Origin of the sequence: Flagellimonas alvinocaridis (assembly GCF_004916895.1) — a bacterium.
In the GTDB taxonomy this organism is placed as follows: Bacteria; Bacteroidota; Bacteroidia; order Flavobacteriales; family Flavobacteriaceae; genus Flagellimonas; species Flagellimonas alvinocaridis.
In genome coordinates, this window is record NZ_SNTZ01000001.1 from 70539 (window position 1) to 92010 (window position 21472).

General features: G+C 37.7%; 15 protein-coding genes and 1 tRNA gene. All 16 read left to right on the forward strand.

The window, feature by feature from the left end; all coding sequences use genetic code 11:
- The first annotated feature begins 42 nt into the window (after positions 1-42).
- Positions 43-119 (forward strand) — tRNA-Asp (locus EZV76_RS00325).
- 211 nt (positions 120-330) lie between these two features.
- Positions 331-600, forward strand: a complete 270-nt coding sequence (locus tag EZV76_RS00330) for a helix-turn-helix domain-containing protein (RefSeq protein ID WP_136564616.1) — start codon at positions 331-333, stop codon at positions 598-600.
- 2 nt (positions 601-602) lie between these two features.
- Positions 603-872, forward strand: a complete 270-nt coding sequence (locus EZV76_RS00335; protein WP_136564617.1) for a hypothetical protein — start codon at positions 603-605, stop codon at positions 870-872.
- A 129-nt stretch (positions 873-1001) separates the two neighbouring features.
- Complete coding sequence (locus EZV76_RS00340; RefSeq protein WP_136564618.1) at positions 1002-1793, forward strand: type IV toxin-antitoxin system AbiEi family antitoxin domain-containing protein; 792 nt, start codon at positions 1002-1004, stop codon at positions 1791-1793.
- Positions 1790-2581: a nucleotidyl transferase AbiEii/AbiGii toxin family protein gene (locus tag EZV76_RS00345; protein ID WP_136564619.1), complete on the forward strand. Its 792-nt coding sequence runs from the start codon at positions 1790-1792 to the stop codon at positions 2579-2581. The genes EZV76_RS00340 and EZV76_RS00345 overlap by 4 nt, the downstream gene beginning before the upstream one ends.
- A 14-nt stretch (positions 2582-2595) precedes the next feature.
- Positions 2596-3633 carry a helix-turn-helix transcriptional regulator gene (locus EZV76_RS00350; RefSeq protein WP_136564620.1) on the forward strand — a complete coding sequence of 346 codons (1038 nt, stop codon included), beginning with the start codon at positions 2596-2598 and terminating at the stop codon, positions 3631-3633.
- A gap of 57 nt (positions 3634-3690) precedes the next feature.
- A complete protein-coding gene (locus EZV76_RS00355) occupies positions 3691-4950 on the forward strand; it encodes a DUF2130 domain-containing protein (protein ID WP_136564621.1) in 1260 nt (419 codons plus the stop codon).
- Positions 4951-5089: 139 nt separating this feature from the next.
- A complete protein-coding gene (locus EZV76_RS00360) occupies positions 5090-5302 on the forward strand; it encodes a helix-turn-helix domain-containing protein (RefSeq protein ID WP_201741801.1) in 213 nt (70 codons plus the stop codon).
- On the forward strand, positions 5302-5910 hold the full coding sequence (locus tag EZV76_RS00365) for a DUF1819 family protein (RefSeq protein ID WP_136564622.1): 609 nt from the start codon (positions 5302-5304) through the stop codon (positions 5908-5910). The genes EZV76_RS00360 and EZV76_RS00365 overlap by 1 nt, the downstream gene beginning before the upstream one ends.
- A complete protein-coding gene (locus tag EZV76_RS00370) occupies positions 5907-6491 on the forward strand; it encodes a DUF1788 domain-containing protein (protein WP_136564623.1) in 585 nt (194 codons plus the stop codon). The genes EZV76_RS00365 and EZV76_RS00370 overlap by 4 nt, the downstream gene beginning before the upstream one ends.
- On the forward strand, positions 6488-9982 hold the full coding sequence (gene brxC / locus EZV76_RS00375) for a BREX system P-loop protein BrxC (protein ID WP_136564624.1): 3495 nt from the start codon (positions 6488-6490) through the stop codon (positions 9980-9982). Before EZV76_RS00370 ends, brxC begins: the two co-directional genes overlap by 4 nt.
- Positions 9983-13390 carry a BREX-1 system adenine-specific DNA-methyltransferase PglX gene (pglX, locus tag EZV76_RS00380; protein WP_136564625.1) on the forward strand — a complete coding sequence of 1136 codons (3408 nt, stop codon included), beginning with the start codon at positions 9983-9985 and terminating at the stop codon, positions 13388-13390.
- 4 nt (positions 13391-13394) lie between these two features.
- Positions 13395-14504, forward strand: a complete 1110-nt coding sequence (locus EZV76_RS00385; protein WP_136564626.1) for a phospholipase D-like domain-containing protein — start codon at positions 13395-13397, stop codon at positions 14502-14504.
- A gap of 5 nt (positions 14505-14509) precedes the next feature.
- Positions 14510-17452, forward strand: coding sequence for a hypothetical protein (locus EZV76_RS00390; protein ID WP_136564627.1), 2943 nt, complete (start codon positions 14510-14512; stop codon positions 17450-17452).
- Complete coding sequence (locus EZV76_RS00395) at positions 17445-18968, forward strand: S1 RNA-binding domain-containing protein (RefSeq protein WP_136564628.1); 1524 nt, start codon at positions 17445-17447, stop codon at positions 18966-18968. The genes EZV76_RS00390 and EZV76_RS00395 overlap by 8 nt, the downstream gene beginning before the upstream one ends.
- A 3-nt stretch (positions 18969-18971) precedes the next feature.
- On the forward strand, positions 18972-21467 hold the full coding sequence (gene pglZ, locus EZV76_RS00400; RefSeq protein WP_136564629.1) for a BREX-1 system phosphatase PglZ type A: 2496 nt from the start codon (positions 18972-18974) through the stop codon (positions 21465-21467).
- The last annotated feature ends 5 nt before the right edge of the window (positions 21468-21472 follow it).

Below are 21472 nucleotides of genomic sequence, written 5' to 3' on the forward strand. Positions count from 1 at the left end.
TTGAATCCCGCTGTTGCAGGAGTCTAACAAGATAAAATCATTGGTCTGGTAGTTCAGTTGGTTAGAATACCTGCCTGTCACGCAGGGGGTCGCGGGTTCGAGTCCCGTCCAGACCGCCAATAAAATCAAGCCCTCACAGATGTGGGGGCTTTTTTATTTTTTCGTTTATAAACTATTTATAAACATTCTTAAAGGATTTAAACGGCTTAATCTAAAGACGTGCTGCTTTTAGAAAATCTTTGCTTCTCAACGAATTTAACGAGTGATTTGTCGAAATCCAAAGCTCTAGGATAATAGAAAACATACCTTTTATGGGTTAAAACTATCACAATGGAGGTCGTCCTTTTAGAAAAAGAAGCTTTTTTTGCCTTGTTTCGTAAGGTAGTCGAACACGTTGAAGCCAATAGAAAGGATACTGAGGACAAATGGATCGATGGGGCGGAGGTGATGTCCGTACTTAGAATAAAGTCTACCACCACATTGCAAAAATTAAGGGACGAGGGAAAAATCAGGTATTCCCAACCTCAGAAAAAGATTATCCTTTACGATAGGGAATCTGTTATGGAATATATTGAGAAACACGCCCGAGAAACCTTTTAGTTATGGAAGAAGAAATTAGAGTAGACAAAGATTTTAAAAATGCTTTTAACTTAGGCTACTGTGTAGCGAAGGAGCTGAAGCTAAAAACCACAATTCTTAAGGATCAGGAAAAGCTGATGTCAAATAGTCCAATACATATGGGTATGCAGCAGTTTATTGATGAATCTAAACTTTCAAAAAACATCAAAAAGAAAGAATCTTTGAATCAAAGAGCGGGTGATAACCTAAAAAGGAAAAAAGGTAAATCTCGTGGCAAGGGGCCTAGCCTTTAGTTGTTATAAAATGTTGACCTTATCGATTCATTGGTAAAACCTGTAAGATAGGCACAAAAATTATCTATGTATTTAATATTTGTTTGCAATTAACTACATTTAATGTAAATTTACGCAAATAGATTTATTGTGATAGGCCAGGCCATATCAGACTATTTATACGAAATACAAGCTCAGGGCAGATATGCTGTTAGCCTACCTGAACTAAGGGAACGCATTGGTTCTAACGAAATGGCGATAACCCAAAAACTGCATCGTCTAAAAAAAGAGAACAAACTCGCCCAAGTACGGAAAGAGTTTTATGTAATTATCCCACCTCAATACTCTCATCAGGGCATATTGCCGACTACATATTATTTGGATGATATGATGAAATTCCTGAAAAGGGAATATTATCTAGGGCTATATTCTGCTGCTGCATTGCACGGAGCGGGACACCAACAACCCATGCAATCACAGATTGTCATTCAAAAGCCGCCCTTAAGGGATATAAAAACCAAGAACCAACATTTAAATTTTTTTACGAAAAGTTCATGGAACAACGACTGGTTGGAGAAAAAGAAGACGGATGCCGGATATGTTCAGGTCTCATCCCCAGAATTGACCGCCATGGATTTGGTGTATTATCACAAGCAAATAGGCGGATTGAATAGGGTCATCTCTGTTCTGGAAGAACTGGTTGAAAACTTGAAATCGTCAAAACTTACGGCAATTGCCGCAGCATCTTCCCTCCCAACTGTTCAACGATTGGGCTATATATTGGAGGGGCTTTCGGAAACGAAATTAGCGGAAGGGCTGTCAAAACTGTTGTCGACAAAAGAGACCAATACAGCCCCTTTGTCCTTATCCCATAAAAATAAAGAGGGATTCAAAGATGAAAAATGGAATCTAATTGTTAACGCTGAATTGGAATTTGCATGATACCAAGAAGATATATCACGGAATGGAAAGCGAACGCTCCGTGGCCGACCGATGCCCAAGTGGAACAGGATCTGGTCATAGAACGGGCTTTGATCGCTTTGTTTTCAGACCCTTTTTTAAAGGAGCATGTAGCTTTTCGTGGTGGAACGGCCTTGCATAAAATATATTTAAAACCGCAAGCTCGTTATTCTGAAGACATTGATTTGGTACAAATAAAAGAAGTCCCGATAAAGCCCATTTTACAGGCAATTAGAAAGCAGCTGGATTTTTTGGGAACCAAAAGAAACATCAAGCAGAATATAAACATGAATACGGCCTCCTACCGTTTTGAATCTGAAATTCCCCCAGTGGTCAATATGCGATTGAAAATTGAAATCAATACACGGGAACATTTTACCGTCATGGGGTATACCGAGTTGGAACATAGCATGGAAAACGGATGGTTCTCTGGGAGCTGCTCCATGAATTCCTTTTCTATTGAGGAATTATTGGCCACGAAACTACGGGCTTTATATCAACGAAGAAAGGGACGGGACTTATTTGACTTATTTCACGCCATGACCCAGCTTGATGTTAATACCCAGAAATTAGTGAATACTTATAGAGAGTATATGAACTTTTCCAGAGGACAATCACCTACCCAAAAACAGTTTTTGTTGAATATGGATGAAAAAATAGAAGATCCTGATTTTGGCGGTGATATTTATGCACTATTAAGGCCAGATGTAACCTATAATCAAAAAGAGGCGTATCAACTGATAAAATCTGAACTCCTTGAGCAAATTTAACGATATGCTAAATTATGCCGCCAAATAAAAATTTTCAAAGAAGGATAACAATTTTAGACGAGTGCTTCGCCAGTCGAACGGGTCTGTTTACATTAGAAAGATTAGGAGATATCTTATATGAAAGAATGGGCTTCACAATATCGAGAAGAACAATTCAAAATGATATAGATTATATAAGAGGAATTATTGAGGAAAACCTTAGCAAAACATCTAGTATTGATGAGTTCACGGTTTTTGTACCAAAGTTATTTGATGGTAAGAAAACGGCTTTTAGATATTCCGACGCAGATTATGCGTTGGGCAATCAATTGTTAAGCAAATCAGACCAGGAACAACTTGAAGAAACTTTAGCGATTCTCTCCAGATACCGTAATAGAGCAGATTTTGACTGGCTTGATGCCCTATTTCCTAGAATTGAAACTTCTTTTAATCTAGCTCATGAAGATTATAATGGTTTAATAAGTTACCAATCCAATAGAGATTATGTCGGCCAGCCTCTGGTAGGTAAACTTTATAATCAATTACTGAGAAAAAAAGTGCTCAAAATTTCGTACAAGCCTTTTGATAACCTTGACAGTTATTTAAGAATTATACATCCATATCATCTTAAACAATACAACAACAGATGGTTTCTCTTTGGCCTTCAAGACGATGAAAACTACAAGGGCATTACCAATTTGGCATTGGATAGAATCCAAGACTTTACCGAGACCAATGAAAACATTAAGAAAGACCAAATCGAGTGGGGCGACTATTTTGATGATATGATAGGCGTATCAAAGAATGAAGACGATAAACCAATACAAGTCAAATTAAAGTTTGATAAAAAAAGAATCAAATATGTCTTGACTAAACCAATTCATGGAGCCACACAAAAACTGGACGTTGCTGATTCGGATAAGAGTACGATTCTAATTGAAGTTGTTCCCAACCGAGAGCTGTATCAAACATTACTGTCTTTTGGTAAGGATGTAAGGGTGATTGAGCCCGACTTGGTCAAAGAAGAGATGAGAAAGCATGCGATGGTATTGATTGAGTACTATAAAATTTAGCTACGCAAATAGCTTGCACACCTTTAAACTATCTTTGTTATGTTAAAACAAAATATTATGAAAGACCATACAACGATACAATGCCCTGATTGCGGAAGCCAAATAAATGTAGATGACATACTGAAACATCAGTTGGAGGATAGCATACGCAAAGAATTTCAACAAGAAAAAGCTAAAACAGCAAAGGAATACCAACAAAAGTTGGAGTTGTTTAAAAAAGAAAAAGAAGCGTTTGAAGCTAAAAAAGAGCGTGAAAATGAATTGTTCAAAGAACGATTGGATAAAGAAAAAAAGGAAGCCGAAAAACGCATTGAAGAACGACTAAAAACCAAACTTGACGGAGAACAGAAGGATAAGAATGATGCCATGGAGAAGGAGCTGGCCGAAAAGTCGGAGAAAATAAAAGAGCTTTATAAGAAAGATGCTGAAATCGCTAAACTACAACGTCAAAATGATGAGATAAAGGTTGCCGCAGAGGCCGAGGCAGAAAAGAAAATCAATGCCCTCTTGACTATTGAAAGAGAAAAGATTCGTAAGCAGGAGGATGATAAAAACGAATTGAAGTTTAAAGAATTGGAGAAACAATTGGAAGACCAGAAGAAGCTGACCGAAGAAATGAAGCGTAAGCAAGAGCAAGGCTCCATGCAGTTGCAGGGTGAAGTTCAAGAACTTGCCATTGAAGAATGGTTGGCCGCTCAATTTCCACTTGACACGGTGGATGAGATAAAAAAAGGAGCAAATGGTGCAGACTGTTTGCAAATCGTAAATACGCGAGACAACCAGAATTGCGGTAAGATTTACTATGAGAGTAAACGGGCTAAAAACTTTTCCCCTTTATGGATTGAAAAGTTCAAGAATGATATTCGTGATAAGGGTGCACATATCGGTGTATTGGTCACAGAGGTCATGCCGTCAGGTATGGAGCGAATGGGACTTAATGAAGGTGTTTGGGTCTGTACCTATGAAGAGTTCAAAGGGCTTAGTGCGGTGTTGCGGCAATCCATTATACAGCAGAGTGCCGCAATTGCTACACAAGAGAATAAAGGAGACAAAATGGTTATGCTCTATGATTTTCTAACCAGCAATGAGTTTCGCTTACAAGTCGAAGGTATTGTTGAGGGCTTTACTCAAATGCAGCTGGCACTTATAACCGAAAAGAATGCTGCAAAACGTCATTGGAAGCAACGTGAAAAGCAGTTGGATAAAGTAATTACCAATACGGTGCATATGTATGGTTCTATAAAAGGAATCGCCGGTAATGCCATTCAAAATGTAAAGGCTTTAGAGTTAGAGGCAGCCACAGAGGTTGAAGATTAGAATCGCATACTACCAAAGAGAGGCCTCCTCACCGATCATACAAAAGTTGATTCTTAAATATCCTAAGTTCCCATCTATTTTTATTATGAAAAATAATCTGTTCTTATAACTAAGAAGCAAGTTTACTTCAATATATTTGATGCGAAGAGAAACTTTAATTTTTATTAAAGACATGATGCTAAAAGAACTTTTTAAATCAAAAGGAGTAAAACAAAAATGGCTAGCTAATAAAATTGGTGTTAGTGAAGTTACTGTGAGCAATTGGGTAATGAAAAAAACAGAACCGAGTCTTAAGAATTATCAAAAAATTAGTGAGGTTCTTGGAGTTCCACTTAAAGAATTGATGGAGTAATGGTGGCACCAAATACATATAAGTTTTCTTTCACTGCATCTTCTTTACGAACAAGGGATTTGGTAAAAGTAATCAGATACCAAGATACCAAAAGCGATGAAGAGCTCGAACTGATACTGGGTAATGGCAAGCAATCAACGGGAAGGCGTTTATTGCGCGAAATGAAAGGATGGAGTAAGTCACTCACTGATAGACAGAGAGAATTACTTCTCCACAGTAGCTTTAAAACTCAAAATGAAATTGCTTTCATTGCAGTTTGTAAATATTTTGATTTTATCAGGGATTTTGTGATTGAAGTAGTTCGTGAAAAGTATCTAGTGTATGACTATGTGATTTCCGATGGAGATTATTACTCGTTTTTTAGTCGAAAATGTGAATACCATCCGGAAATGGAATCGCTAACAACAGTCACCCGAAAGAAAGTAAGACAAGTACTTTTTAGAATGTTGGAACAGGCAGGATTGATAGATAGCGTCAAATCAAAGACAATACAACCACAATGGATTGATTTTGAAACACGAAAAGTTATTTTAGAGGATAATCCAGAGATGTTCAAAATCTTCTTATTTGGAGATGTTGATATTGAAATTATTAAAGAAAATAAATGAGTAACCTAACACAGAAATTTGAGCATCTCTTCAAGGTAATATCTTCATCGAATTTCTTGAATAAAGAATCTTTAGGAGGTGAGATTCCCTTTTTTATATCGGCCTATGATTGTAAGGAAGAAATAGCTTGCCGTGATGAAATAAGACTCTTGATACGAAAACTTGAAGATAATGGTGTTCACGTTTTAGAATTGAATCTTTACAGTCTGACTTGCGAAATTCTAGAGGATAAAGGCGGTATGGAGCGAATGTTCAAAGTTGAGCAAGCAAAACCAAAAGATAAGTTTCTCAATGCCTTACAGTCTTCCTTAAATATGCATCAGGTGTTGATGCCGTTGATAAAGGAAAAAATAAAAGCTGCCAATGCCAAGGTATATTTTTTAACCGGAATAGGTCTGGTATTTCCCTTTATCCGTTCTCATAACGTTTTAAATAATTTACAAAATATAGCTAAGGAGGCTCCTACGGTTGCTTTTTTTCCTGGGGATTACAATGGTCATACGCTCAACCTTTTTGGAATGTTGAAGGATGATAATTACTACCGTGCATTTAATATGGACAAAATTGAAGCCAAACTATGATAAAGAATTTTTTCGAAAAAAATATCAATCGTGATATTGAAACTGTTATTAAGGCCGATGATCGTGATAATATTTCGACAGAGGTAACCGAATATGTGATTACCGAAGAAATAGCAAAAAAGGCAAGGGATTTTTTCGATGCTTATAATGACTTTTCAGGAGCAAACGGAGTATGGATATCAGGTTTCTTTGGAAGCGGTAAATCACATTTGCTAAAGATTTTGTCCTATGTATTGGAAAACAAGGAATGTGATGGCTGGAAATCGGGAGAGTTATTTGCAGAAAAGGTAGATCATGATGAAATGTTAAAAGGGGACATCCTTAATGCGACACGCATACCCTCTGAGTCTGTGCTATTCAACATTGACCAACAGGCGCAAATAACAAGCAAAGAAGACGCTAACGCCATCCTCTCCGTATTCTATAAAGTTTTTTACGACCATCTTGGGTATTACGGTTTTCAACCTCATGTTTCCGAATTTGAAATGTGGCTAGAAAAACAGGGAATCTACGCTCAATTTATTGAGCTGTTCGATGCAACAAATAAACTGCCTTGGCAAAAGGCGCGCATTGATTACTTCGACCCCGCAGTTACCGATGATATCGCCAAAGTTTTGGGAGAAATCAATAATGCGAGTCCTAGCAAGTATGAAAGCATACTAGATGATATTGAAAATAAACAGAAACAGTCTATAGAAGATTTTTGTAACCGTGTGAACGATTACATCTTATTGAAACCAAAAGGTTTTAGACTCAATTTCTTTGTTGACGAAGTAGGTCAATACATTAGTGATAATACTAAGCTAATGCTCAATTTACAGACTATAGCAGAGACTTTGGCGACAAAAACCAAGGGAAACTCATGGATTTTGGTAACCTCGCAAGAAGACATGGAAACCGTCGTCGGTGATATGAACAAAAGCCAACAAAATGATTTTTCGCGTATTCAAGCCCGTTTTAAAATCAAAATTCCTCTTACTTCTGCAAATGTTGATGAAGTCATCGAAAAACGCTTGCTTGATAAAAAAGATGCTGCACAAAAAGAACTGGTCAGCGCTTATAAGAAGAATGGTACGCATCTGAAATCCTTATTATCGTTCTCCGAGGCAGGCGTTCAATTTAAGGCCTTTGATGGAGACGATGATTTTGCCAATAAATACCCATTTGTTCCTTACCAGTTTGATCTATTTCAGCAATGTAGAATTGCGTTATCAAAGCACAATGCCTTTCAGGGTAAACACGCTTCCGTAGGGGAGCGTTCTATGTTGGGAGTTTTCCAGCAGGTTATTAAGGCCATTGAAGATCGTGACAATAATGCCCTAGTAAGCTTTGATTTGATGTTCGAAGGCATACGCAATGAATTGCGTGGAGACATTCAGCAATCATTGATTTTAGCAGAACGTAATTTGACCAACCCTTTTGAAATAAAGGTTTTAAAAACGCTCTTTTTGGTTAAGTATTTCAACAATTTTAAGACGACCAAACGAAATATTTCGGTACTCTTGATTGATGATATCCATGTGGATTTAAAATCACATGAAGCCAAAATAGATGAGGCACTGAGAGTGCTGGAAGACCAAAGCTATATACAGCGTAGTGGTACTATTTACGAGTTTTTGACAGATGATGAAAAAGATATTGAGGAAGAAATCAAGCATACCGATATAGATGATCAAGCCATCACACATTTACTCAAGGAAATCTTGTTCGATGAAATCATTGGCGACAGCAGGATCAAGTATCTTGAAAATAAGCAAGATTACGAGTTTACCAGCAAATTAGACGGAACTTTCTTCGGAAGGGAAAAAGAACTGGAAATCGAAATTATTACGGATAATTATCAAGACTACGATAATGAATCATTTATTCAGTCCCAGACGATGGGTAGTACAGGCATGAAGTTGGTCTTGGCTCCGAATGCCACATTTATGCGCGATGTGCGTATGCATATAAAAACGGCAAAGTATGAGAAGCAGCATCGGGGTTCTGCGACAAGACCTCAAATAGCTCGAATTCTTCAAGAAAAGTCGATGCTCAATGTAACCAGAAAAAGAAATCTTATCGTTATGGCGGATAAGGCCTTGGGAGAAGCTAAGGTATATTTAAACGGCAGCAATTTGGAGATGCCCAACTCCAGCGATGGCAAAACCAAAGTGGTGAACGCTTTCCAAAAATTGGTTGCAGTAGTGTATCCGAATTTACGAATGCTAAAATCGGCTGCTTTTTCCGAAGACAGCATAAAAAGTATGGTACATAGCACTCCCGATGCATTGTTTGCAGAAGATGATGCTACTATTTCAGAAGCCGAAAGTGAGGTGTTAAATGAAATTTTAAGACGAAAAAAACGTAGTGACCGCACCACCCTGAACGACCTTAGGGCTGTTTTTACCAAAAAGCCATATGGTTGGCACCCTAATGCGATATGGACCGTGACTGCCAAACTTTTCAAACGAGGGAAGATCGAGGCGAAACAAGATTCCAATTTGTTGGAAAACAATGCCTTTTTAAATGCCTTGCTCGTCAGTTCAAATCATGGAAATACGTTACTGGTTCCTCAAACTTCTTTTGATGCCTCGGCAATCAAAAAATTGAAAGAGATTTACAAAGATGCTTTTGATCAAAGTTGCTCGCTTCGGGAAGCTAAAGATGTGGCTACCACTTTTAAGCAGAAACTTACCGAGATGAGTATAGAAGTGAATCAATTACTGGCTCAAAAACAAGGGTATCCTTTTTTAAGTAACCTCGAACCGTTTTCGGAAAAATTGTCCAAATGGTCGCAAAAGGATTACAGCTATTTTATCACAAGTTTTTCCGAATTTGAAGATGCTCTTTTAGATGCAAAAGAAGATATGCTCTCCCCAATAAAGCGCTTCATAAATGGGGAGCAGCGTAAAATCTATGATGATATTAAATCGTTGTTGGCATTGAATACGGCAAATTTCGATTTCATACAAAGCGATGAGCTGAGCACTTTAAGGGAATTGATGAAGAGTGATACCCCGTATAAAGGCAACCATATTAAAAATGCCAAGGCGGCAAAGGACACCTTAAAGGAGAAAGTGACCGTTCTAATAAAATCCGAAAAAGACGAATTTGAAAAAACTACCAACGAACTTATCACTGATATTAAGGGTCGAGAAGTATTTAAAGAACTTAGCGCTTCAGAACAAGCGGACGTACTAGGGGCCTTGGAATATCGAAAAACGAGTATAGCACAAGAGCGATACATTGCCAATATACGACAGGCCAAGCAAGAATTATCAGAAATGCATACCAATGCGCTTAACCGTATGGGCAACCTTATCGCCGAAAAAGAAAATAAAGGCCAAGTAAATGAACCTGCGGCCAAATACATCAAGCGTTCTAGCATTCACATCGAGTTCGACAAGAACGAACTTGTAACTGAAGATGATGTAAATGCCTATGTTGAAGCAGTCAGAACGGCTATGTTAAATCGAATTCATCAAAATCTGAAAATCAACTTGAAGTAAATGAACACCAACAGATTAAAGCATTTTGCGCAAGAAGCGCGTGTAAAGTTGTTAGACCAGATAGGTGCCAAGCTCGAAAAGGTACTGACTTCAGATAGTGCTGAGCTTCGCGAAAAAGCAGGACATCTGCAAAAACTGCAAGAAGCCATTAATAAAACCTCCAAGGAGCAAGTAATAGATACCGTGGCCTATACATGGTTCAATCGTTTTGCGGCTTTGCGATTTATGGATGTAAACGGATACGAACCTCTTGGCATTCCTGTAGTTTCTCCAATAGAAGGAGGGACTTTGCCAGCTTTGTTGCAAGAAGCTAAACAAGGTGCCATACCTGAAGAATTACCAGTAATGCACCAAAGCGTTTATGATGTGCTCGATGGTAAGATACCGAGTGCAGATGCTCAAAACGAGGCATACCGAGCATTGTTGGTGGGCGCATGTAACCATTTGAACAAAATGTTGCCTTTTTTGTTTGAACGTATTAACGATTATGCCGAGTTGTTGTTACCTGATGATTTGACCTCCCAATTCTCTATTCTACAAGATGTAAGAGATGGTATGCCTAAAGAAGATTGCAAGGAAGTAGAGATTTTAGGATGGTTGTATCAGTACTACATTTCTGAGAAAAAGGATGAATTGATCAACGCAAAAAAGAGATACAAGGCCGAGGAGATAGCACCGGTAACACAACTTTTTACCCCAAAGTGGATTGTGCAGTATATGGTGGACAACACATTAGGCCAACTGTGGAAGGAGGCCAAGCCAACCACTAACCTTACGAAAGATTTAGAGTTTTACATAGAACCCAACAATCAAGAGCTAATACCAGATAGAAATATTGCGACTATAGAGGACATTACCTTTTTTGACCCTTGCGTAGGTTCGGCACATGTATTATGCTATGCTTTCGACTTGTTTTATAAAATTTATGAAGAAGAGGGATACAATCCAACGGAGATTCCAGGGCTTATTATTTCAAAAAATCTGTATGGAATAGATATCGATGATAGGGCAGCGCAAATAGCGGGTTTTGCTTTGATGATGAAAGGCAGAAAGGCAAATCGTCGATTTTTCAAAAAACAGGTAGTACCCAATATAACAGCTTTTCAAAATATTGGAGCGCATCCAAAGTTTGAAAACGCCAAAGTGCTTGGGTCACTTATTAAGATTGATGAAAAAGAATTCAATGCCATTACGGTCGATAAATCTTCATTGTTTGCCTATGAAGAACTTCAATTAAAGAAACAGGCACATCTATTATCGACTACTTATGATATTGTAGTTACCAATCCACCATACCTGAACTCTTCCTATATGGAAGGTACTTTAAAGCAATATGTTGAAAAAGAGTACAAAGAAACAAAAACGGACCTATTTGCCTGTTTTTTGGTGCAAGCCTCAAACTTTGCCAAAGAGGATGGTTTAATCGGTTTTATCTGTCCTTATGTATGGATGTTCATAAAATCTTATGAATGGTTACGTCAATATGTGATTCAAAGTAAAACGATTTCAACATTGGTGCAATTGGAGTATAATGCTTTTGGACCTGCCGTAGTACCAATAGGAACATTCGTGTTGAGAAATGCCACTTATGAAGGTTATTCTGGGAGTTATATTCGACTTTCTGATTTTAAAGGCGTGGAAAACCAGAAACCTAAAACACTAGAAGCATTAAAAAATAGAAATTGTGGTTGGTTTTATCTAGCTTCTCAAGAAGATTTTACTGCTATTCCAGGATTCCCAATTGCTTATTTTGCCTCAAACTCAACCATAGAAATTTTTAATGGTTGCGAAAGTATGGATAGCGTAATTAAAGCCCGTCAGGGGATATCCACTGCAGATAATGAAAGATTCTTGAGAGCATGGCATGAGGTAAACTTTAATAAAAGCAGCTTGGTTTCGGAAGATGCTTGCTGGGTTCCTCATAACAAGGGCGGGACATTTAGGAAGTGGTATGGAAACCATGAATATTTTATTAATTGGGCAAATGATGGATTTGACATTAAGAACTTTTTTGATGCCAAAGGGAAACGAAGGTCAGTAATTCGAAATCCAAAATATTATTTCGAACCGTCAGTAAGCTGGAGTGATGTAACATCTAGTACCAATGCGTTCCGAGTTTTTCCAGAGGGATTTATACACAATGGATGTGCTCCTTCTGCATTTGGAGAAAATGAGGAATTTAGAAATTGTTTAGCTGCATTTGGGAACTTGAAATACACTGCCGATTTAGTACAGTTAATTAACCCAACCATGCATTTCTCTGAAGGATACTTTTCTAAGTTGCCATTCACAGAAAAATTCTGGAATAGAGAAGTTAGTTCTCTCTCGGAGTTGTGTATACAGATTTCAAAACAGCAATGGCACTCTAGCGAAATCTCATGGAATTTCCAACAAAATGAGCTTCTTCGTATTAACGGCCAAGATATGGAAGAGGCCTACGACAGTTATTGCCAGTATTGGCAAAAAAAGTTTTTTGAGCTACATACTAATGAAGAAGAATTGAACCGTCAATTTATTGAAATATATACGTTACAAGACGAGCTTACTCCAGTGGTTCCGTTAGAAGACATTACCATTCTCAAAGATGAGACCACCATTGAGAATGGACAATTGCATTTTCGGTCAAATGAGATTATGGCGCAGTTTATCAGTTATGCTGTAGGTTGTATGTTCGGCCGTTATAGCCTCGATAAACCCGGGTTGGTATTGGCCAATCAAGGAGAAACCTTAGAAGACTACCTAAAAGCTGTTAGCATAGATAAAGTAGATATATCATTTATGCCAGACGATGACAATATCATTCCCGTTCTAGACAATGAATGGTTCGAAGACGATATTGTAGGTCGCTTTTACGAGTTCTTAAAGGTCACTTTCGGCAAAAAAGACTTTGAAAAAAACATTGCCTTTGTTGAAGATGCCGTGGGTGATATCCGTAAATACTTTTTGAAGTCCTTCTATCCTGATCATATCAAGCGATATAAGAAGCGCCCTATTTATTGGATGTTTTCCTCGCCTTCAGGGGCTTTCAATGTGTTGGTCTATATGCATCGCTACACGCCTGATACCCTCAATACCATACTCAACGGCTACGTTAAAGAGTACCGTGAAAAGTTAAGTGCCCATAATGAACAATTGAATCACGTAAAAAGTGTAGGTACGGCACGTGAGCAGAACCAAGCGGCCAAAGAACAAGAGCGCATCAATAAAGTATTGTTAGAGCTTCAAGAATACGAACGCGACCTTTACAAACTGGCAACGGAGCGTATTGCCATTGATTTGGATGATGGGGTGTTGGTCAATTACAACAAGTTTGGGAGTGTGATAAAGACAGTATCAGGTTTAAACGATAAAAAAGCCAAAGCAAAGGTCAAAAAGTTTGATTGGATAGATGTAACCCAGATTCAATAACAGAATGAGTGTAGTAGTAACTAGTTTAAAAGATGGGTTAATTCAGGAACTTCAAAGTGCAGATGAAATCTGGATTGGGGTTGCTTTGATGACAAACAGCGCTTTTAATCTTATCCAACGTTATATATCCGCTGAGGTTAGGCAACATTATCTATTAGGCATTAGCCTGCCAACTGAACCACAAGTATTGCGTAAGTTATATAAACTTGAGGCAAAACCAAATATCGGAACACGACTATATGTTGAAAGGGAATTTTACCACCCAAAAGTATATATCATACGACGAGTTAAATCGTATGCAGCTTTTATAGGTTCTGCGAATTGCACAACTAGTGGCCTATCAAAAAATATTGAAGTTTCTTATAAGATCACAAATACAAAAGATTGTAAAGAACTAATTGGCTGGTTCAATACGTTAAATGAAAATTCCCTTTCGCTATCTTCTAAGTTTATAGATACCTATGAAAAACGCTTTCAAAAAAGACTTGATCGTAAAAGAGAAGATGAGCGGGAAGTACATGAACTTAAAGCCAAAATCCAGCAGGAGCATGTAGCCACCATGAAGGCCCGGGCAGAACTTTTGGAAGTTTTAAAATGGCATCGTAGACAACCGGAATACGATGAGGTCAAAAGAAAAAGAAAACGAAACGTATCTGAGTTAAGAGAAGCACTGGGCTATCCTTCTTATGAGAATATCAATGTGGACGCTTTTTTTGGAATATGGGATCTAGGACATTTAATTGCTATCGCAATTCCACCGATTAAAAGAGAAAAAAATAAGTTCCGTAATATTCTGACCTATCTATCTGATGATACCATAGATATAAGCGAAAGAGTTGACAGAGTGCTTTCCGGAGATTTAAAAATGAGGGGTGTAGGGGAAGCAACGGTCTCAAAAATTTTGACTATTCATGACCCCAAGAAATATGCGGTTCGTAATGATAGAATAGATAGTTTGTTGGTTTCATACGGAATTGAAACTCCGAGGGGTATATCTAAAGGTGCGCGTTACAAAGCGATAAATACCTTCCTAAATCACATTTGTAAAGAATCCGGCATGAACAATCTAGCTGTTTTGGATTACTACTTGTACCTGGAAGCAACTGAGGAATAAAGATTATGGCACTCGAAATTCTATTTAATAAAGCCGAACATCATCACGAAAATGTACAGTTTCGTCGTGTGGCGAACGGTTTGCTCAAACTTTTTGAAGAGCAAGGGTGGAATGGGTTATTAATAGGAAACCCCAGTAGCGAAGATTATTACCGATTTAGGGCGGATGCCATCTTGCTGTATGACAATGGTCTGGTAATCATAGATTTTAAAGATTATGAGGGCCAAATTGAAATGCCGTTACGTGACGAGGCATTTGAAAAAAAACCTTGGTTTTTGAATACTAAAAACGGCGAGCGTATCAAAATATATGGTGGTGAGCATTTTCCGAATCCTTTTAGGCAATTGAAATCGTACCGGCAGGTGATGTATGGGGTAATCAATGACGATTCTTTACTAAAATATGTTCTTGACCCCTCGCGAGTTTGTGCATTGAATATTTTTTCAGGACCAATAACCGCCAACCGTTCCACTTCAAGAAAAGTACCCTACTATCAACTGGTAGAAGAGGCCGATTTACATACCTTTTTGTACGACTATAGCAGTAAAAACAATTACGATGAAAGTATTGCAAGAAAACTCAAGTCTATCTTTCCTTCAGATGCCTGGCAGAACGATATTATTGTTCCAGTAGATCAGCCTATTGCACCCGAAGTTCATTTTAAGGATGGCGAACTAGAACCTGTACTTAAAGACTTTTTTGCGAGTGATGCGGCCGGTATTCTTGTGTTGGAATCAATGGACATAAACCTGCGTGACAAATGGATGAAAATAGTGAATACCTATGTGCAAGATAACATTGGTTCTGAAACGCACTTATGGTCACACTCCACCCGTATAGCAAGTCGTATCGCGAAACGGACGTTCTTACAAACTCAAAGCTTGTATGTAGCACTTTATAGCGGTAAGGAAAAAACGAAAGTTAAGGAAGATACTTTAGAGGGAGAGGAGGAGTTACAGGAGAATATTGAACAAGAAGTCATTGGCCTTCGAAGCGATGCCGATATTGATATTGCCGATGTATTCATTATACCTGACGCCCATTTGGTATCTCGAAGCCTACATCAATCCGATTTGATTCGCTTTGGTACAGGCAGATTGTTGGAGGATTTATTTAACTATTTAAAGCTGGATAAAACGCAGCGTAAACTTGTGTTGATTGGCGATCCATACATGTTATCGTATGGACGAACAGAGGATGCCGCACTTAATATTGAATTGTTGAATGAGCTTTTTGAAGATGGCAATATTATACCCTATCGTAGTAAGGCTGATGAGGCCTTTTCCGAAACACAATTATTTAAAACAAGAAATGGAATCGCAGCTTCCATTGATCATGACCTGTTCAATAGGCTAAATTATCAGTATGATGAGTCATTGGAAGAGGTGCAACAAGAACAGGCAAGTCAATTAATTACGAAATGGTTTTCAAATCTCATTGAAAGTGAACCCGGCAACGCTGTACTGTTTTATTCGAAGCTTGATGCTCGTAAGACCAATCTCTGGATCAAGGAGCACTTGCTAAAGAATGGAAGGGAACTAGCGGCAGGCGATTTGTTGCTTATCAACAACAACATAACTATCCCTGATTTGACAGGGCTTGGTCATCCGACGAATATCAGCAACGGTAGTTATTTGAGAGTTATAGAGGTCTATAGTGCAGAAAATCTGCCAATTTCTTCCAAATCTAAAGGATATTTGGCAACCTTAACCTTTCGTAAATTAAGAGTAAAACTTCTAAGTGCAATACAACAGCCTGTCGTTGATATCCTAATGCTTGAAAATTATTTTCAAAACTTGGAAGATCTGGGGCGGGAAGAACAAATAGCCATAAAGATTTTTACCAGTCAAAGACTTGGAGAACTCAGAAAGAAATATCCTTTTGAAAAAAGCAGTAAGTGCCAAGACTTACAATCGAACAGGGACTATATAGAGACCTCCAAACTGTTCGGCGAATTGGAATTGAAAAAAAGCACAGGTGAAAAGGTATTGAAAAAAGACCAAGAAGCATTCAAAGTAAAACGCAATAAGATAGAACGCTCTTATAAAAAGGACTACAATAGGTCATTGATGATGACCTTGCGTAAGCAAGATCCTTATGTAAATGCAGCGCACGTAAATTATGGCTGGGCTATTACGGTACACAAGTCGGTTGGTTCACAATTTGAAAACGTTCTATTTAAAACGCTGCAGTCGGAAGATGCAGGAATAGCAAACCAGAGTTACTTCAGATGGCTCTACAGCGGTCTTACGGCGGCAAATAATAAAGCCTTCATTATTCATCCACAATTGATAAATCCATTTTCGGAATGTGAGTTTATCGATGCTGTGGAAATCACGGAAGGGGTCGAAACCCACACGAATAATGAATTGTTGGATTATTCATCTGAGGAATTGAGCGACGAGAGCAAACATTGGTTTTCTGTAGGGTTTAATCATAATGCTGCCATGGCCATTGTAAAACTAATGGAGCGGCTTAGTGGATTGCAAATAAGTTCAGTTCGGAGATATTCTGATTTCTTGAACAAAGTAATTTTTTCTGACCAAGAGAAGCGTTCGGCGACCATAGCATTGAACAACAGAGGTAACTTAAAGATATCGTCTATTCGAATTGAGACCTGCCATTCAGACCTAAAAGATATAATTCAAAACGCTATAGATAGTCTTTATCAACTCTCTTCGGAAAACGCCTTCCCCAACGATTACAGAGGAGAAATATATCAAGATTGGCGGCATAAACTTTCAGTTATGGGGATTGAACTAGAGTTACTGGAAGAGCATAATAACGAAGATAGACTTCATTTAAAAAATGGCAACGACCAAGTTAAATTTAATCTGCGTTACACAAGTGGTGTAAGAAATCGTGGGCATTTTACTTCGACGACAATCACGAGAAAAACAAACCAAGATCTAGTTTTGGAACTTAAAAAGTTGTTGTCGCATGGATGATAAAAGCACCATACAAGAAGAGGCCCGACAAGTGGCCGATACCAATCCATTAAGGGCAATCGAATTGTACTTAGGTATTTGGAATAAATATGATTCGCAATTCAATAATTACGATGCTATAGCTTTACTAAAAGCGTTGAGAAAAGCGAAAAAACGGCACGTTACCCAGTTGCCAGAAATTCTTGAGCGTTATAAGGAGATGGAAATAGTCACAGGTCTAACAGGATGGTATCTTTTTGACTGTTACATCAAGGCAAGACAGCCCCAAGAAATTTTGAACGATGAAAATTGGATTGTCAAGCTCGTTCAACACATACCTCAAAAAGATACAAGGTCAAATGACAAGTACCCCTGTCCTCTTTTTCTGATTATAAAAGGTTTGGTAACCGCACATTCGAACAACCTTTTTAATGCAGGCATGGTATATCAACATCTATCTATGCTGAACCCTGATTTACTATCATTAGATTGTTCGGAATATACGGACAAGGACGGGAAAGCAAAAACCAACCCGTCGGCATGTGAAGAGTATTATCAAGGTTTTACCAAGGCTACTTTTAAGTTGGGAAAGTTTGAGGAGTGTATCGCGGCTGCCAAATCGGCTTTAACTGTGCTTAGAGACTTTCATTACGACAATGATCTTTGGTTTAAAATGAGAATCGCCCAAAGTGAATTTAACCTCAAAAATTTTGATGCTAGCGAACGTGTTTATCTAGAAATATTAAATTCCCGGACAGGGTCAAGCAAATGGTTTCTCTTCAAGCAGTATTCTGAATTGCTTTTTACTCAAGGGCGATATAAGGAAAGTTGGGAACAAAGCTTAAAAGCTGGTAGTTTAATATTCGACATTAAGTACAGTGCTTCACTATGCCTATTGCAAGCAAGAATTCTATTTCGCCTAGATCGAGGGAATGAAGGAGAGATATTTGCAAAAATGATTTCTATTGGAGCGAATGAGAATTTGTGGAATATTTCGCAGGAATATCAAAAGCTGATTGACTACTACACCTTTGATATAACAGATTTGGGCGCAAGTAGACACTTTCAAAGGCTACGTGATTTTTGGAATAAAGAAATGTATGATAATTTTCATGAGTACGAAGGTGCTATTGTTTTTGTTCATAACAACAACAAAGTAGGAAAGATAAAAACCGCAACTGAAACCATCAACTTCAAAAAGAGCAGTTTCTATCCACCCCAAAAGAATATTTCCAAGTTGGAAGGTAGTTTCGTGAAATTTGTAGTTGACCTAGATTACAATGGAAATAAACTGGCAAAAAATGTCAAAATCGTAAAAAGGAAAAACGTTGAATTTGTTGTTAACAAAACAATGAGGGGAAAGATTAAGAACATAGTTGATTTTGGGATTTTCGTGACTTTTGAAAATGCCAAAGACGGCCTGCTACATAAAACAAAGCTAAAAGATACTTTTAAGGATGATTTCGAAATAAACCAAATCATTGAAGTAGTGGTAGTTAAAGAGACCGATAAAGGGTTGGAATTAAATCTAGTTTAATACATGAGTTCTAAGATAAAGGAAGCATTGGATAAGAAGTTTCAGGAAAATGATGTGATTTTCTGGTATGATGAGCATGATGAACTCAAGGAAAGTTTTGATAAGCTACACATAAGCGGCGTTCAAAAATGTCATGTTCAAGATAACCAGTTTGAGATAAAATATAAACTAACCTCCAAAAATGAAAATGAAAAGTTTCTTGTTTATTTTAACACGCCCAAGCCTAAACCAAACGAAAACTGGCTCTTAGATTTAGAGTTGGCCTACCACGTTTTTCATACCGATCAAGAGGCCATAATTCTACAAGATTTAGGCCTTGACTTCGGATTTAAAAAATTGGTTGAAGAGCATATTGCATTTTTTAAATCAAAAGAACGTCAGGATAATCTAAAGGAACTTCTTGGTAAAGGAGATTCGCACAAAGATGTGCGCTATAAGATGATAGCCGTCGCCTTTAATACGGAATATGTAAACTTAAACACCTTCATTCATGCGCATGGAACGGCATTCGCAAATGGAAACGAAAAGCTTCAGCGCGATTTAGAGCGATTTGAATTAACCGATTTTTATTGGAAAGAAATTTCAGAAAAGTTCAACTACGACAGCGACACCCCCTCTATTTATGACTTTTTGGTTGAAGCATTTATGGATAACTTTCAGAATAACGGAAAATCTAAGCTATCAAAAGAAACTAGATTATTATTGTCATTATGGAAAGATACGATTACCTATCGGGATGGCTTTAACAAAATATCTCTTCAAATTTCCGATGATCTCCAGATTGAAAGTAAACTAAATCAGCTTTCTCTCGAAATGGTTGTAAATGATGAATTATTTAAGCTTACGGATAACAAAATTCTGCACGATTTGGTGCAAAGGTTATTAAATAGTGAAATATCCGACGACACTCTGCAAGTTTTTATAAAGCAAAGAGAAAATAAATTTTGGTATTCGAAATTTGAATCTTATTACCAGAGTATCTCTTTTGCATCAAAACTGAAAAATCAAATAATTTCCTTATCAGTCAATTTTAAATCTTTTGAAGATGGGTTGAGGCTTTACACGACTAAACTCTACAGAGTGGATTTTCTATATCGCAAGTTTATTTTGAACTTCCGAAAAACGAATCAGGATAATGTGCTTTCTGAATTGGCAAAAAGTATCGATAAATTATATTCCAATGACTGGTTGTTAAATCAAAATGACAATTGGCAGAAGGTAATCGACAGCACTGAGATATGGCCAACGAAGGAAAATTTCTGTCAAAGAAGATTTTTTGATCAACACATAAGACCGTTTACTGAAAAAAACCAACGTGTTTTTGTGGTCATATCGGATGCCTTGCGCTATGAATGCGGTACTGAATTAAATCAACTATTGACCAAGGAAAACAGATATGACAGCGAAATTGATGGTTTAGTTTCTTCTTTACCGTCATATACTCAATTGGGAATGGCCTCTTTACTTCCGCATGATACTTTGTCAATGAAAAAAGGCAGTGACCAAGTCCTAGTTAATGATATGTCCTCAGTCGGAGTGGTGGCAAGGTCTAAGATATTGTCTGCCAACACTGGTGCAAGGGCCACGGCAATTCTTGCCGAAGATTTTATGAAGTTTAGTGTCCATGGCGACGGAAGGGAGTTTGTTAAGAATTATGATGTTATTTATATCTATCATAATGTTATTGATGATACAGGCGACGACACCACTTCACAAGATAGAATTTTCGATGCGGTGGAGGGCGAACTATCTTTCTTAATGGAGCTGCTTAAAAAGATAGCTAATATGAATGGTAATAATATGATTGTTACATCTGACCATGGATTTTTATATCAATATGAAGAATTAGAAGACAGTGATTTTACAAACGCCGAGGTACAGGGGGATGTTGATAAACAAAATCGAAGATTTGTAATCGGGAAAAATATCACTGGTAATGCTTCAGTTAAAACATTTACGTATCAGCAATTAGGCTTGACAGGCGAGGGTAATATACTAATACCAAAATCAATCAATAGGCTTCGGGTAAAGGGAGCAGGTTCTAAGTTTATACACGGTGGTGCATCTCTTCAGGAAATTGTCGTACCTGTTATTAAGGTAAACAAGAAGCGAAAAGACACAACCACCCAAGTTGAAATAGACATAATAAAATCGACGGATAAAATCACTACAAACTTATTGCCCGTTTCTTTTATTCAAACCTTGGCGACAAATAAGACCAGAATAGCTCGAAGAATTCGGGCATCGATTATGGCAGCGGATGGAACGGTTTTGAGTGACCAATTCAGTTATAATTTTGATAGCAAAGAAGACAGTCAAAGGCAAAGAGAGGTAAAGCATCGTTTTCAGCTACTTTCGCTGGCAAGTGGTAAATATAAGAACCAACGTGTTAAATTGGTTTTGGAGGAGCCTATGGATCGCGCAAACAAATGGAAAGCTTACAAAGAATACTATTATACATTGAGCATTTCTTTCACAAACGATTTTGATGAAATTTAATTGAT

Excerpts from the sequence above, each read along its gene's own strand:
- EZV76_RS00330 (WP_136564616.1), top strand. The coding sequence starts at position 331 with ATGGAGGTCGTCCTTTTAGAAAAAGAAGCTTTTTTTGCCTTGTTTCGT.
- EZV76_RS00335 (WP_136564617.1), top strand. The coding sequence starts at position 603 with ATGGAAGAAGAAATTAGAGTAGACAAAGATTTTAAAAATGCTTTTAAC.
- EZV76_RS00345 (WP_136564619.1), top strand. The coding sequence starts at position 1,790 with ATGATACCAAGAAGATATATCACGGAATGGAAAGCGAACGCTCCGTGG.
- EZV76_RS00350 (WP_136564620.1), top strand. The coding sequence starts at position 2,596 with ATGCCGCCAAATAAAAATTTTCAAAGAAGGATAACAATTTTAGACGAG.
- EZV76_RS00355 (WP_136564621.1), top strand. The coding sequence starts at position 3,691 with ATGAAAGACCATACAACGATACAATGCCCTGATTGCGGAAGCCAAATA.
- EZV76_RS00360 (WP_201741801.1), top strand. The coding sequence starts at position 5,090 with ATGCGAAGAGAAACTTTAATTTTTATTAAAGACATGATGCTAAAAGAA.
- EZV76_RS00365 (WP_136564622.1), top strand. The coding sequence starts at position 5,302 with ATGGTGGCACCAAATACATATAAGTTTTCTTTCACTGCATCTTCTTTA.
- EZV76_RS00370 (WP_136564623.1), top strand. The coding sequence starts at position 5,907 with ATGAGTAACCTAACACAGAAATTTGAGCATCTCTTCAAGGTAATATCT.
- brxC (WP_136564624.1), top strand. The coding sequence starts at position 6,488 with ATGATAAAGAATTTTTTCGAAAAAAATATCAATCGTGATATTGAAACT.
- pglX (WP_136564625.1), top strand. The coding sequence starts at position 9,983 with ATGAACACCAACAGATTAAAGCATTTTGCGCAAGAAGCGCGTGTAAAG.
- EZV76_RS00385 (WP_136564626.1), top strand. The coding sequence starts at position 13,395 with ATGAGTGTAGTAGTAACTAGTTTAAAAGATGGGTTAATTCAGGAACTT.
- EZV76_RS00390 (WP_136564627.1), top strand. The coding sequence starts at position 14,510 with ATGGCACTCGAAATTCTATTTAATAAAGCCGAACATCATCACGAAAAT.
- EZV76_RS00395 (WP_136564628.1), top strand. The coding sequence starts at position 17,445 with ATGGATGATAAAAGCACCATACAAGAAGAGGCCCGACAAGTGGCCGAT.
- pglZ (WP_136564629.1), top strand. The coding sequence starts at position 18,972 with ATGAGTTCTAAGATAAAGGAAGCATTGGATAAGAAGTTTCAGGAAAAT.